Origin of the sequence: Posidoniimonas corsicana, from assembly GCF_007859765.1 — a bacterium.
In the GTDB taxonomy this organism is placed as follows: domain Bacteria; phylum Planctomycetota; class Planctomycetia; order Pirellulales; family Lacipirellulaceae; genus Posidoniimonas; species Posidoniimonas corsicana.
Window position 1 is genome coordinate 3616008 of record NZ_SIHJ01000001.1, and the last position, 14338, is coordinate 3630345.

Genomic DNA, 14338 nt, shown 5'->3' on the forward strand with positions numbered 1-14338 from the left:
CGCAGATGCCGGCCGCTAGTCCACTGCCCCGGCGCTCGCAGGACCGATCAGGATCTCTTTGCCACGCAGCGAGAGGCTGTAGCCTACCTGCATCCCAAGCTCGTCAAGCAGCTCCGCCAGCGTCGCCTGCGACACGCTCAGGTCCACCCGGCGAGTTAGCGCTGTCCGGGCGGCGTCGCTAACGCTCGGCTCGTAGCGGACGCTCAATGAAAACGTCTCGGTTAGCTTCTGCAGCACCGCCGCTGCGGGCTGCTGCCGCACGGTGAGCGTCAGACGCTGCTCGCCGCCCGACGGCGGGGTGTCGTCCTCCACCTCTCCGCGCAACTCTGTGGCCAGCCGCTCATGAGCCTCAACGCGGGCGGTCAGTTCGACACGGTTTCCGCGCCGCTGGACCACCGCCGAGGGGAAGGCGTCCTGAAACGCCCGTTCGTCCCACGCGACCCGCTTCGGGAGGTTGTACCGCTTGCTGATCGACGGGCTGCGCGGCGCCGGGGCCAGTCGGATCGCCCTCGGTGCGTCCGAGGCCTGCCAGACGAGATCAAACCCGATCAGGAGCAGCGTTAGACGGTCTGAGAGCGTCATGGGCGGAAGCCGCCCTTGGTCCCACACGTCCAGCGGCAGCGTCTCCGGGTTCTGAAGACGCAATCCGTGCCCATCCAGCAGCGACTCGATCAGCCCGCGAGGCTCAGTGAGCCGCGGCCAGCTCAACGAATCGATCCGCCGCATCTCTGAGCGCGATCCGGCGTCGAGCCGCGTTACCTGCTTGCGTCCAATTTCAGCAAGCGTGCGAAGGTCACGCGCAGCAGGCGTAGGGCCGACGTACAACGCGCCCGACAGCTCAGACGCCCCAACTCGATTCGCACCGAACGACGCGGCTAGCGCGTCCCCCAACGACCCCGCCGGAGCCGGCGCCATCGGCAGGTGGGGATCGACACGGCGGTCAAGAACCGGCACGCCCAGCCCCGCGCGTTCCAGGCCGGCGAGCCGCGTGGCGAGCTCCACTCCCCCATCAGACCGCCCGACCGACTGGTCGAGCAGCGGCGGGCCTGCATGCGCGGCGGCCGCTAGCAGGCCGCAGCAGATTGGCATCCACCCGGCGCTGAACGCGAGGCGGGCGGCGCGGGGACGTGGCATCGCCATGCCTCCTGTGACGCGTGGTGCGAAAGACCCTCAATTGTACTTGCCCAACGCGGCCGACGCCTAGCAGATTCCTACGACGGCGCCGACGGGAAGTCGCACAACCCCTACCACGGGACTTTTTGTTGTGCCATTTGCAGGCGTGATTACACTCGGATCATAAGGGGTCGCCGGGAAGGCGGCCGTCAACGCCGTGCCGGCGCTACCCACTGCGATGGGCGCACGCACGGGCCGCCCGCCCCTAATTGTTCTTAGTTTTTCCCCCGGCGCGCAACGGAGTCAACAAGTGCCGAATAACCAGCCACGCGTACCGGTCATCGTCGATTTCTACCTGCGTTACCTCGACGACCAGGACTCGGCGGCGTTCATCAAGAACATCGCGCGGCGGTACACGTGCGCGTCGTTGGAGCGACTGGCCGTGTGCGGCGACCGCTCCGGTCGACGCGCCGCGGTGCTGGCCCTGGGCTACATGGGCGACTTCTCGTCGAACGCGGTGATGGGGCAGGCGCTGGTCGACCGCGACCGCGGGGTGCGCACCATCGCGGAGAACGGCATCCGCGACCTGTGGCGCCGTGTCGGCAGCCGCGAGCAGCGTGCCACGCTCAGCGCCATCATCCGCCTGAATCAGACGAAGCAGTACGACGAGGCCATCCGGCTGGCGACCGAGTTGATCCACGAGTCGCCGTGGATCGCCGAGGCCTGGTCGCAACGGGGCGCCGCGTACTTCCACCTCTCGCAGTACGACTCGTCGATCCGCGACTGCCACCAGGCGCTCGAGATCAACCCGTACCACTTCACCGCCGCGGCGGGCATGGGCCAGTGCCACCTGCTGCAGGAGAACCCGGTCGCCGCCCTCGAGGCCTACCGCCGGGCCCTGCGTCTAAACCCCGGCATGGAAGAGGTCCGCGTGCAGGTCATCCAGCTGCAACGCACAATGAAGGGCGAGTAGCCCGCCGCCGTCTAGCGGACCATCCGGCCGTTGCCGCCCGCCATCGCCTGCCGCACGCCCTCGGCGAAGCCGGCCGCGTTGGACGAGAACTTGCGCAGGTTCTCGGCGGACGAGAACATGTAGATCTGGCCGCTATTGGCCGGGTACTGCACGGCAAACTCACGCTTGCCGGGCACGGACATGTTCTGCTCAACCGCGACTACTGGGTCGGCGCCTGAGAGCACCGGGCAGAACTTGTCTGGGGACTGCATGAACTGGTCCCGCTCGGCCTGACTCGCGAACAGGTAGGTGCGGCCACGGTGGATGGCGCCCCAGGCGGGATCGCCCTTGACCCACTTGAAGTCACGCATCATCGATACGGTGCAGTAGCCGTCGAAACCCATCGGTGGGTTGCCGGCCGGGGCGCCAGGGGCCGGCTGCTCAACGATCGGTGTGATCGGCTGCTGCTGGGCGATCGGCTGCTGTGCGTAGGGGTTCTCGACTCGGACCGGCGCGGCGGACGGAGCCGACGGACCGGACTGCTGGGCGTAGCGGTTGTCAGCCGGCGCTGCAGGCACCGAGGCGGAAGGCGCCGAGGCCGCCGGCTGGCCTGGAACACCGGTCGGCAGTCCCAGTCCGGCGTACGCGTTGTTCAGCACGTTCGTGCCGTTGGACATCGGCGGCAGGTTTGACTTGCCGGGCGCCGCGGCGATCGCCGCGTTGAACGCGGAGCCGGCGCTGGCGGCGTACCCACGCGAGACCTGAGTCAGCGAGGAAAGGTACTCGACCGGCGTCGCCGGGCTAACCATCTTGCGGACAACCTCGCCTTGGCCATTGAGGATCACGTCGGTCGGGATCCGGGTGACGCCGTAGCGGGGCGCAATGTCGCGGCACTGCTCCTCGGTAAGCTTGACCGGGACAAACATCCGCTCGACGCCGGCGGCAACGCCGGGCTGATTGAAGACATTATTCTCCAACGCCATGCACGGCGCGCAGCTGGTGCTCCAGAAGTGCAGCAGCACGAGCCTGCCGGACCCGGCGGCTTCCTGCTGGGCGGCGGCAAGGTCCGTCCGCCAGGCCACACCCTGGGCCGAGACGCTGCTGGCCATCATCAAGAGTCCGGTGATCAACACGGCGGTTCGAGCTTGCATCCTTGCTTACCTTTAAGAGAACCTGGCTGGGGCGCACGCAGGGCGGCGCGAGTGTAACGAGTCCGTGGTTATCAAGCACCATCGGTTGTCAAACCGTGCGGGTTGCAATGATTCTTCCCGCGCGGCGGAAAAAGTTCACCGCGGGGCCCTCGACCGCCCGATCCGGCCTGCAGCAGGGCCCAATCAGCCAGCGTCGGGGCGCCAGAAACCAGTGGCTGCTAGCGAAAGTTCCCTTGACAGGCGCCCGATCATGTCCAATACTACGGACGAGATTGATGTTCCTGCTGATTGGTAAGCAGGAGTTCTTGAGGGCTTTTGCTCTTACGGTTTGCTGACTCAGCGAACCCTGTTTCCTGTGGCTCCCCGATTCTGGTTCCGCTTACTAGCGAACCCCTAGAGTCACAGGCACGGCTGCTCTTCCCAAGGGCGTGCTTGGGCGTGCCGCGTCTCTGCGGGGTCGCCTAGAACCTTCGGGACGACTGCCGTGGGACGTCGTTTGTCTTTGGGCTGACGCCACCGCTGGTGGGCAGGCCGTGCGGGTTGGGCAAGACCCTGCGGCCGCGACTCACGCCCCCAGTCGGCGTTTTGCAATGGCCACGTTGCACTGGCCAGCCTGCTGCGGGGTGTTGGCCCCGGCGGGTCCGTGTCGCCTGTATTGCTGGCGACGATCAACACAAAAACGCGCCTAAACGTTAGGAACCCATTTTGTCCGGGCGGGCGGATCGCCCCCCGGAGGCCTCTCTCACAGAGGAGTTTGGCTCCCCGCGGACGTGCCACCTCTGCACGACGCGACAGCCTTCGGCAAGCTTGCTCTTTCGTCCGGCAGGCCGGCAGCGGCAACCCCGCAATCGCTGGTCGCAGCGGCCGTCCTCATCCGGCGGCGCCGGCCCCCACGCCCTCAGGCCTGCGGCCCGGAAACCTGGACGCGGCTCACGCCTGCCGAGAAACCACGCCTTACCAGCCCGGACCCGATCCGGGCGCCCGGGTGCAGCATCCGGGGCAGACTGCTTCCTTCTTGAGTTATTGATTTGATGGCGAAGAACAACAGCGGCGGCCGCAACCGCGGCCGGAACAACCAACGCTCGCAGGGCCGCGGTTACAACAACAACCGAGGCCGCGGCGGCTCGAACCGCGGCAACCGCCGCCGTGGCGGCGGCTACAACCAGCAGAACCAGGACCCGCGTCGGGACAACTTCCCGGGCGACGACAATGGGGCCGGGCTGGAGCTAACGCCTGGATCGGGCGTCTTGGAGATGCACCCCAACGGTTATGGGTTCCTCCGCTCCCCCTCGAACAACTTCACCCGCGAACGCACCGACCCCTTCGTGCCCGGCACGATGATCGAGAAGTACGGGCTCCGCGAGGGCCTGTTGCTTTCGGGCATGGTGCAGCACCACCGCCGCGGCCAGGGGCCGCGGCTCAAGGAGCTGCTGGACGTCGACGGCATGGCGCCGGACGACTACCTGAAGGTCAAATCGTTTGACGACCTCACCCCGATCACGCCCGAAGAGTGGTTGCAGCTAGAGACCGGCCCCGAGCCGCTCAGCACCCGCGTAATGGACCTGCTCACGCCGCTCGGCAAGGGCCAGCGTGCGTTGATCGTCGCTCCCCCCCGAACCGGCAAGACCGTGCTGATGCAGCAGGTCAGCCGCGCCGTGTCAGAGAACCATCCCGACGTGGCGATGATGGTGATGCTCATTGACGAGCGTCCCGAAGAAGTCACCGACATGAAGCGGAGCGTCCGTGGCGAGGTGTTCGCCAGCAGCCTCGACCAGGACGTCGAAAGTCACGTCCGCCTGTCGCAGCTCACCATCGAACGCTGCAAGCGCCTGACCGAGATGGGCCGCGACGTGTTCCTGCTGATGGACTCTATCACCCGGCTCGCCCGCGCGTTCAACAAGTGGGTCGGCAACACCGGCCGCACCATGTCCGGCGGCGTCGACATCAAGGCGATGGACGTGCCCAAGAAGCTATTCGCCACCGCCCGCGCGTTCGAAGAGGGCGGCTCGCTGACCATCGTCGGCACCGCGTTGATCGACACCGGCAGCCGGATGGACGAACTCATCTTCCAGGAGTTCAAGGGCACGGGCAACATGGAGCTGGTGCTGGACCGCAAGCTGGCCGACCGCCGCATCTGGCCGGCGATCGACATCGAGCAGTCGGGCACCCGCCGCGAGGAGAAGCTGCTGCCGCCCGAGTCGCTGCACGCGGCCACGGCTCTCCGCCGCACGCTCTCCAGCATGCACCACATCGACGCCATGGAGCAGCTGACCACCAAGCTGGGCAAGTTCAAGTCCAACGACGAGTTCATCATGCTCATCCAGGGCGCCCAGGCGGTCGATTAAGAAAGTACGGGTCGTCGGTTGCGGACCCCAGATTCCGGGCAAGCCGGCTCTTGCACGAAACGGGCCCGCAATCGACAATCCTGTCTCGGCTTCCCAATCGTTCGCGTGGCCTTCCTGGGCCCCAGCGCTACGAGAGCCGAAGCACCTCGCTTGGCGAGATCTTGGCTCCACCAAGTCGAGGCCGTCAGGCATCCGGAGGGTAGGCGAATTGGCTAGCGGCCTGATTGGAATTCAGGTGCCGGGCAACCGGTTGCGGGTTCGAGTCCCGTGCCCTCCGCTTCTTCTTTCTCTGGCCTGAGTCTCGGGCCAACGCCGGGCGCTCGAAAGGGGCGCCGACGCCTCGCCGATTGGCGGTGGCAGCGTACTGAGATCGTCGCAATAACCCTGCGATGGTTGGCGAACCTCTTGCTGAGCGGCGCCTACGCGGGCGCCGCCGAAGCTCTTCAAGACAATTCTGAGAAAAGTATCGGCCGGGTCGTGAACCACGGGTTGGGGAATCCGTAACGACTCTTGTACCCATCGCGTTCGGTATCTCCTCCGGCTCTCTATAAGCCGGCGCGCCGCAGGTGGTGTGACCCGAGACTGAAATGATTCAGTTCCGCTGGCGGCGCGCCGTGTTGCGCCAGCCGGCATTCTCTTACCGCCCGGGCGGTCTGCCGGCTTGGGCAAGGAGTACGCGGATGCTACGCGCTCATCGTTGTGGGTCTCTGCTTGCCGCTGCTGTGTTGCTTGTGGGCGCCGCTCCTCCGACTGCATGCCAGGCGGCAGGCATGCTGATCGCCGACGGCGGACTGGGGGGCCGGCTCGAGGTGCAAGAGCACGTTGTGCAGGTCACCATCAACAACGGCGTCGCGGTGACCGAGGTCGAGCAGGTGTTTCGCAACACCGAGGATCGCCAGGTCGAAGCGCTGTACGTGTTCCCCGTGCCCAACGGGGCGTCGGTAGCCAACTTCAGTATGTGGATCAACGGCAAGGAGATGATCGGCGAGGTCGTCGAGAAGAAGCGAGCACGCGAGATCTATGAGAGTTACAAACGCGTGAACGTCGACCCGGGCCTCCTGGAACAGAAGGACTACAAGACCTTCGAGATGCGGATCTTCCCGATCGCCGCCGGCGCCGAGCAACGGGTCCGCATCAGCTACTACCAGGAGCTCTCGTTCGACGCCGATCGCGCTACCTACACCTACCCGCTAGCGACTTCGGCGCAGGCCGGCGGCGACTCGCGGACCACCGGCAGGCTCTCGCTCGCGCTGCGTGTGCTGAGCGAGACGCCCATCGCGGCGATGGACAGCCCCAGCCACGGCGACGAAGTGGTGGTCGTCGAGAATTCTCCCGGCTTCTACGAGGCGAGCTACGAAACCAACGGCGGCGACCTGTCGCGCGACTTTGTCGTCTCGTACCAGACCCGCCGGGAGCACACCGGCGTCGACCTGATCACATCACGGCCTAGCGGCGAGGATGGGTTCTTCATGCTCACCCTCACCGCCGGTGACGAGCTGTCGGAGCACAACGAGCCGGCAGACTACGTGTTTCTGCTGGACGTGAGCGGCAGCATGGCGTTCGGCCAGAAGCTGAGCCTTTCGCGCGAGTCGATCGCGTCGTTCATCCAGACGCTGGCGCCGGAAGACCGCGTCGAGCTGATGACCTTCAACCTGCGCCCCAACCCGTTGTTCGGCGGGCTTGCGCCCGCTAACGCGGACACCCTCGGCCGTGCCCGCGAGTTCCTGCTCTCTCAGCAGGCCAGCGGGGGCACCGTGCTCCGCCACGCGATGCAGGCGGCCTACAAGTACGCCGACCCCGACCGACAGCTGAATGTCGTGGTGCTGTCGGACGGCATGACCGAGCAGCGCGACCGTGCCGAGCTGCTGCGGCTCATCCAAGCGCGGCCGGCGAACGCCACCGTTTTCACCATCGGCGTCGGCAACGAGGTCGACCGCCCGCTGCTCGCGCAGCTCGCCGAAGACGCCGGAGGCGTTGCGGCGTTCCTTTCTGAGGGCGACGACTTTGACCGCCAGGCGCAGGCGTTCCGCCGCAAGCTGACCCGCCCCGCGGCCACCAACGTCCGCGTCACAGTCGATGGCGTCAACGTGTACGACGTCACTCCGAGTGTTGTGCCGAACCTCTACCACGGCGCGCCGGTGCGTGTGTACGGGCGGCACCGCGGCGACGGCCCGTTCCGCGTGACCGTCGACGCCGAGGTCCGCGGTCGCCCCTACCAGCAGCGTGCAACGCTCGACGCGGGCGACGGCAAGAATCCAGAGATCCAGCGTATGTGGGCCCAGCGCCAGATCGAGGCGCTACTAAAGCAGGCGGACCGCAACGGCGCCCGCGACCGCGTGGTCGATCAGGTCGTCGGACTGGCGGAAGAGTACTCCATCGTGACGGAGTACACGTCGCTTATTGTCCTGGAGAACGACGATGAGTACCGCCGCTGGAAGATCGATCGGAAGAATGCGAGCCGCCTGGAGCAGGACCGCGAGCGGCGCGCCGAGTTGGAGGCGCGGCTCGAGCGGCTCCGTGAGGTCTCCCTGGCAAGCGTTGGGCCCAAGCCGCAGGACGAGCAAACCGCCGCCCAGCCGACCCAGGGGCCGCAGCAGCAGACTATCACCCCCGAGCCTTCGACCGCTCTATTGCTGCTGAGTGCGGCGCCGCTGCTCCTAAGACGACAGCGGAGGAGTGCGTGACGGCGGCCCGTGGGCTGGTAAAATGGGAGGGTCCGCCCGCCCCAACTTCCTCCGCCAGCAATGTCGCCAATCGTGTCCCCGAAGACGCAGGTCGAGCGCGACCCGAAAGCCGTGCAGCCGTCCGACGCCGAGTCGGCCGCCACCCGGGGACGGTTTCCCCGCACGCGGCACATCGACCAGGTCCGAAAGCTTTCGCGCGTTAACGGCTGGCGCACCACGCTGCTGATCGCCGGCATCTGGCTGCCTATCATGGCCGTGATGGCCTGGTCGGTCGTTGCGCCGCGGTGGTGGGTCTACCTAATCGCCGGCTGTGTGGTGGCGTCGCGGTTGGTGGCGATGGGCGTGCTGGTGCACGACGCGGTGCACTACCTGCTGTACAAGAACCGCCTGGTGAATGATCTCGTCTCAGATCTGTTCTTGGCGTTCCCCATCGGCATGGCCACCAGCCTGTACCGCAAGACGCACTTCCAACACCACCGCTTCACCAACACCGACCACGACATTGACCTCGCGGCCCAGCGAACCGACAGCGACTGGTTCGAGTGGCCCAAGAACCCGCGCGAGTTCGCCGCGGTCATGGCCCGCAGCGTCACCGGCCTGAACGTGCACCGCGGCTGGGTGATGTACCAGCACTGGGCGCCGTGGAAACACCTCGGCGACCCGCTGTCGCCGGCGTTCCCGCTGTGGAACCGCGTGCTGTACGTCGCGAACACGGCCGCCGTGTACGCGTTGTTCGCGTGGGGGTTCTCCACCGCGCCGTGGGTCACCGCCAAGCTGATGGCGTTGTACCTCATCCCGGGCATTACGCTGGTAAACCTTTCTCTGCGAATCCGCGCCACCGCCGAGCACATTGGCGCCGACAACAGCGAGGAGCTCCGCGCCACCCGCACGGTGCTGCCGCGGTGGTGGGAGCGGTGGCTTGTGGCGCCATTCAATGTGAACCACCACCTCGAGCACCACCTATTCCCCAGCGTGCCGGGTCCCAACCTAGCGAGGCTGCATCGTGTGCTGATGCAAGACCACGATTTCCGCACCCGCGCCCACCTCACCCGCGGCTACCACGGCGTGATGAGTGAGCTGATGAGCGGCGAGGTGGCCGGCGACCCGGCCACGCCGGATGGCGCGGCCAGGCCCGGCAAGCCGCGGTAGTCCCCCAACTGCAGCTGCGCTAGCGCGAACGCCCTACTTGGGAGGCGTGTCTGTACGCAAGGGGCCGACTGATGGTGGTTAGGCTTCGATATGCGGACAAAGATTAGTGCCAACTCGTCGAGGCTCTATGGACGATGTGGTGTGTGGGTGAGGCGGCACGCGAGGCGGCTGAGAATGCAGCCTGAGCTTCTTGGGGAGTAGGATGACGGACATAGTCCCACAACGTGCCTTGCTGATTCTGGGCCTAGATGAGTGCCTCATCTACGGCTCCAAGGTCTTGCTTCACCGGGACGTCGATTTTCGCGTCGGCCCGTTCCACGTCTACCGTCGGCCGGGGTTGGCAGAGTTCCTGACAGGTGCTGCAGAAGTGTTTGAACTAGCAGTGTGGTCGTCGGCGACAAGCGACTACATCGGTGAGATTGCTGAGGAGACTTGCCCTGCTGGCTACGAGTGGAAGTTCGTTTGGTCACGCGATCGATGTACACCTCGTAGGCACGGCGAGACGATGGAGACAGTGTACGTCAAAGACCTCAAGAGAGTTAAGCGGCTCGGGTACTCGCTCGAACGCATCCTCTTCATTGACGATACGCCAGACAAAATGGCTCGCAGCTTTGGCAACGCGGTGTACGTGCAGCCGTTCGAGGGAGACGAGGAGGACGAAGAGCTTCCGCGTTTGCTGGCTTACTTGCATTCGCTTGCAAATGAAGCAGACTTTCGCAAGCTGGAGAAACGTGGTTGGAGAAGTCAGAAGAGTGCTCAACGCTACTCGGTGACAAGACAATCCACCTGAGTTGGCTTCCTAACGGTGGCGTTGAGGACGTCGAGAAGTAAATCACGACTTACGGAATCCATCGCTACGCCCAGATCAAATGAAATCCCGCGTCCACAACAGCCCGAACCTCATCTACTCGGTGGGGACCCAGGTCGTTGCCCTCAAGGCGGTGCAAGGGTCCGACGGGCAGGCTGTGCACCCGGCGGGGGCGGTGGGCGTGGTGATCCGCTCGCCGCGTGACCGGCACCACTCTTACCGGATTCGCTTCCCGGATGGCTTCGAGGCCCCGCTGCACCACCACAACCTGATGCTGCTGGCCGAGTACAAGCAAGGAGCGATCAACGATTCCAACAAGGCCCTCTCAACGCACGGGCTGTTCGACCGGGTTATCTACCGCTGCGTGGTCGGCTCCCGGGCGTTCGGGCTCGACACGGAAGAGTCGGATACTGACCGTCGCGGCATCTACCTGCCGCCTGCCGAGTTGCAGTGGTCGCTGTACGGCGTGCCGGAGCAGCTCGAGAATGACGGCCCCGTTGGCTGGAAAGGCGAAGAGTGCTACTGGGAGCTCCAAAAGTTCCTCATCATGGCCCTGAAGGGGAACCCGAACATCCTGGAGTGCCTATACACGCCGTTGGTCGAGCACGCCACGCCGCTCGCCGAGGAGCTGCTCGCCATGCGGGACGCGTTCCTCTCGCGGCTGGTCTATCAGACGTACAACGGCTACGTGATGTCGCAGTTCAAGCGGATGCAGGCCGACCTCCGCAACCAGGGCCGCGTGAAGCCGAAGCACGTGATGCACCTCATTCGGCTGCTGCTGTCGGGCATCCACGTGCTCCGCACGGGCTTCGTGCCGGTCGACGTCGGCCAGCACCGCGAGCGACTGTTCGCCATCAAGAGCGAACAAATGCCCTGGAACGACATCGAGGCGTGGCGGAAGCAGCTCCACGCTGAGTTCGACCGGGCGTTGGAATCGACCGACCTGCCCGAGCGACCCGACTACGAACGGGTAAACGAATTCTTGGTTAAAGCACGGTGTTTGGCCGTGGAGGAGGAGCTGCCGTGACAAACAACCGAACCACCACTCTGCTGATTTCGTGGAGAAACACAGAAGACAATCAGCTCATCTGGCGAGCCGCCATAGAACGTGCCTGGTCTGTTGAACGGGTACGTGGCATACGCGTTCCCGAGGTCGAAGCAGACCGGATCTTGGTCTATATCGAGTCGCTATTCGCTCCCGCAATGGCAAGCCAGATCGGTATCAAGCTGGTTGAGTTGACCGACGATTGGCTACCGCGGCTTCCTGAAGAATACCGCCTCCGCGATATTGAGCTAACGACGTTGGAGCAAGTGTCTGTAGCGGACCTTCCGAAGTTTCTGAAGCCACCTAATGAGAAGTCGTTTCCGGCAAAGGTGTACGACAGCGTCGACACATTGCTGGCGGACTATGAGCCGACGACGTCAGTGCTGGCGGCCAGTCCTGTCGAATGGGCAGCCGAGTTCCGCTGCTTCTGTCTAGATGGTGAAGTACGTACGCCCTCACCCTACCTGAGACACGGGGAGTTGAGCAAACTCGATGGATTCTCCGCCAACGGGGATGAACTGCTTAATGCAAGGACGTTTGCTGAGTCGGTGCTGAATGACGACCGAGTGAAAACCCCAAGTGCCATCGTTCTCGACGTCGGGACCATTGTTGGCAGCGGTTGGGCAGTGGTGGAAGCGAACGCTGCCTGGGGCTCAGGTATCTATGGTTGCGACCCCGATGAGGTGCTGAATGTCGTAGAAAAGGCAACGGTAAGGTGTGATGAACGCCCAAACGATTGACTACACCAAGCTGCAGCGTCAGGTTGACGCCCATCCGTACCCGCTCGTCTTCGCGACGATCAGCGGGGCCCACCTGTATGGCTTCCCGTCAGCCGACTCCGACTTTGACCTGCGTGGCGTGCACTTGCTGCCGCTAGAGCAAGTCGTCGGCCTGGACCCCGGGGAAGAAACGGTAGAAAAGGAGGGCATCCATGACGGCCTCGAAATGGACCTTGTCACGCACGACGCCAAGAAGTTCTTCGGCCTGATGCTGAAGAAGAACGGCTACGTGCTAGAGCAGCTGCTTTCGCCCCTGGTCGTCTACACGACGCCCGAGCACGAAAAGCTGAAGGCAATCGCCAAGGACTGCATCACCAAGTTCCATGGCCACCACTACCTCGGATTCGCGGCGACACAATGGAAGCTGTTTCTTAAAGAAGAGCCGCCGAGGGTGAAGCCTCTGCTGTACGTGTACCGGGTGCTGCTCACCGGCATCCACCTGATGCGGACCGGCGAGATTGAAGCCAACCTGCTGACGCTCAACGAGACGGCCCAACTGCCGTACATCGGTGAGCTGGTTGAGCGGAAGCTGGCCGGGGCAGAGAAGGGACGGCTCGACGCGGCCGACATCCAGTTTCACGAGCGGGAGTATGCGAAGTTGGTAGCGGAGCTCGAGTATGCCATGGAGAAGTCGCCCCTGCCAGAACAGGCGACCGGCAAGGCGGCGTTAAACGACCTGCTCGTCCGGCTGCGTATCTCGGGATGCTGACTTGGGGCCCGCTCGGCACGGCTTCGCACAGAGTGTGTGATCCAAGCGGTGCGGCCGAGAGGCTATCCATGGTAGAGTGGGGGTTTCACACCGTTCGGGTCCCGGTTTCCGCCTGCCATGCTGCGACTTGAGAATGTCTGCCTGGAAGCGGGCGGGTTTGCGCTGCGAGAGGTGAGCTTCGAGGCGCCGCGGGGCGTCTACGCGGTGCTGATGGGTCCAACGGGCTCGGGAAAGACAACGCTGCTCGAGGTAATCTGCGGCCTGCGTCGACCCGATGCGGGTACGGTCTGGAACAACGGGCGCGACCTCACCAACGAGCCGGTCGAGCACCGCCGTATCGGCTACGTACCACAGGACGCGGCGTTATTCAGCACGATGACCGTGCGGCAGAACCTTGCCTTCCCGCTGCTCGTCCGCGGCCGTCCGTCCAGCGAAATCGACGACCGAGTCGCCGAACTCGCCAGGCGGCTGGGGATCGGCCCGATGCTGAGTCGGCGGGCCGGCAGCCTCAGCGGAGGCGAGCGGCAGCGGACGGCAATTGGCAGAGCGCTGGCGTCCGAGCCGGAGGTCCTGCTGCTCGACGAGCCGCTCTCCGCACTCGACGAGGCAACCCGCGGGGGGGTCGCGGACCTGCTGGCCGCCGTACACGCCGAACTGGGCGTGACCACGCTGCACGTGACGCACAATTCGCGCGAGGCAGAACGGCTAGCGGGCGTGCGGCTTCAGATGAAGAGGGGCCGGCTGACTACCGTACCCAACGGCCGCTCGTCAGCCCTAGGGCACGGCGAGGTAACGCGATGAGCCGCATCAACCCGCTCTACCGGCTAATGGCGGCGGGCTTGATGGCGCTAGCCGTGTTGGTGCTGCTGCTGCCGGGAACACCGGGCGTAGTGGGCGAGGAGCCTTCGCTCCACATTTACTGCGCGGCCGCTCTGCGGAAGCCGATCGAGGCGATTGCCCAGCGGTACGGGTCGGAGCACGGCGTCCGGATCAACATTCAGTACGGCGGATCCAATACGCTGCTGAGCCAGATCGAAGCCGCCCGCGTTGGCGACCTCTTCCTGGCCGCGGACGACGTATACCTGTCTACTGCAAGTGAACGAGGGCTGGCAGGCAACGCAACCCCAGTCGCTCGGATGACGGCCGTGGTCGTTTCCTCGCCCGAACGGGCGGGGCAGATCCGATCGATCGCCGACCTAGCCAAGCTGCGGTTGTCAATCGGCAGTCCGGATCAGGCGGCGATCGGGCGGGCCACCCGCGCTGCCCTTCAGGCGGCCGGCAATTGGGAACTGATCGACGACGCCGTGCGTCGATCGGGCGTCTACAAGCCAACCGTAGGCGACGTGGCGAATGACGTCGCGCTCGGCGCGGCGGAGGCCGGAATCGTATGGGACGCGGTCGCCTCGCAGCACCCAGCGCTGTCCGTGGTCCGGCTGCCAGAGTTGTCCTCCGCCCAAGGTGCGGTCGGTGTCGCGGTGCTGACTGGCAGTCACCACCCCGAGCACGCCCGCGACTTTGCCAGGTACCTATCACACAACGAGAAGAGCCGTCACGAGTTCGCAAAGTGGGGCTTTGAGCCAGCCGGCGCCAGCGACCATTAGCC

General features: G+C 65.0%; 12 protein-coding genes and 1 tRNA gene. 11 read left to right on the top strand and 2 right to left on the bottom strand.

Translation table 11 applies throughout. The annotated features are described in order from the left end of the window. Positions 1 to 15 precede the first annotated feature (15 nt). Positions 16 to 1134 (bottom strand): hypothetical protein, encoded by a 1119-nt coding sequence (locus KOR34_RS13830; protein WP_146565151.1) that lies wholly within the window; start codon positions 1132 to 1134, stop codon positions 16 to 18. Between the two features lie 289 nt (positions 1135 to 1423). On the opposite strand from KOR34_RS13830, the gene KOR34_RS13835 reads away from it, so the two are divergent. After that, a complete protein-coding gene (locus tag KOR34_RS13835; RefSeq protein ID WP_197531403.1) occupies positions 1424 to 2086 on the top strand; it encodes a tetratricopeptide repeat protein in 663 nt (220 codons plus the stop codon). Between the two features lie 11 nt (positions 2087 to 2097). Here KOR34_RS13835 and KOR34_RS13840 read toward each other — a convergent pair whose 3' ends face one another. After that, on the bottom strand, positions 2098 to 3216 hold the full coding sequence (locus tag KOR34_RS13840; protein WP_146565153.1) for a thioredoxin family protein: 1119 nt from the start codon (positions 3214 to 3216) through the stop codon (positions 2098 to 2100). 1031 nt (positions 3217 to 4247) lie between these two features. Here KOR34_RS13840 and rho point away from each other — a divergent pair. The 10 genes from rho to modA all read left to right on the top strand — a co-directional run bounded on the left by rho (position 4248) and on the right by modA (position 14336). After that, on the top strand, positions 4248 to 5561 hold the full coding sequence (rho, locus tag KOR34_RS13845; protein WP_146565154.1) for a transcription termination factor Rho: 1314 nt from the start codon (positions 4248 to 4250) through the stop codon (positions 5559 to 5561). A gap of 194 nt (positions 5562 to 5755) precedes the next feature. Then, positions 5756 to 5838: transfer RNA gene (locus tag KOR34_RS13850), tRNA-Ser, on the top strand. A 493-nt stretch (positions 5839 to 6331) separates the two neighbouring features. Continuing rightward, on the top strand, positions 6332 to 8245 hold the full coding sequence (locus tag KOR34_RS13855) for a VIT and vWA domain-containing protein (protein WP_197531404.1): 1914 nt from the start codon (positions 6332 to 6334) through the stop codon (positions 8243 to 8245). A 72-nt stretch (positions 8246 to 8317) separates the two neighbouring features. After that, positions 8318 to 9394, top strand: coding sequence for a fatty acid desaturase family protein (locus KOR34_RS13860; protein WP_197531405.1), 1077 nt, complete (start codon positions 8318 to 8320; stop codon positions 9392 to 9394). A 202-nt stretch (positions 9395 to 9596) separates the two neighbouring features. Continuing rightward, positions 9597 to 10184: an HAD family hydrolase gene (locus KOR34_RS13865; RefSeq protein WP_146565157.1), complete on the top strand. Its 588-nt coding sequence runs from the start codon at positions 9597 to 9599 to the stop codon at positions 10182 to 10184. A gap of 79 nt (positions 10185 to 10263) precedes the next feature. Further along, positions 10264 to 11229 carry a nucleotidyltransferase domain-containing protein gene (locus KOR34_RS13870; protein WP_146565158.1) on the top strand — a complete coding sequence of 322 codons (966 nt, stop codon included), beginning with the start codon at positions 10264 to 10266 and terminating at the stop codon, positions 11227 to 11229. Continuing rightward, entirely contained in the window at positions 11226 to 11987 is a 762-nt protein-coding gene (locus KOR34_RS13875) for an ATP-grasp domain-containing protein (RefSeq protein ID WP_146565159.1), read from the top strand. The genes KOR34_RS13870 and KOR34_RS13875 overlap by 4 nt, the downstream gene beginning before the upstream one ends. Further along, positions 11965 to 12735, top strand: coding sequence for a nucleotidyltransferase domain-containing protein (locus KOR34_RS13880; protein ID WP_146565160.1), 771 nt, complete (start codon positions 11965 to 11967; stop codon positions 12733 to 12735). The genes KOR34_RS13875 and KOR34_RS13880 overlap by 23 nt, the downstream gene beginning before the upstream one ends. A gap of 117 nt (positions 12736 to 12852) precedes the next feature. Further along, complete coding sequence (locus tag KOR34_RS13885; protein WP_146565161.1) at positions 12853 to 13536, top strand: ABC transporter ATP-binding protein; 684 nt, start codon at positions 12853 to 12855, stop codon at positions 13534 to 13536. Next, positions 13533 to 14336: a molybdate ABC transporter substrate-binding protein gene (gene modA / locus KOR34_RS13890; protein ID WP_146565162.1), complete on the top strand. Its 804-nt coding sequence runs from the start codon at positions 13533 to 13535 to the stop codon at positions 14334 to 14336. The genes KOR34_RS13885 and modA overlap by 4 nt, the downstream gene beginning before the upstream one ends. Positions 14337 to 14338 lie beyond the last annotated feature (2 nt).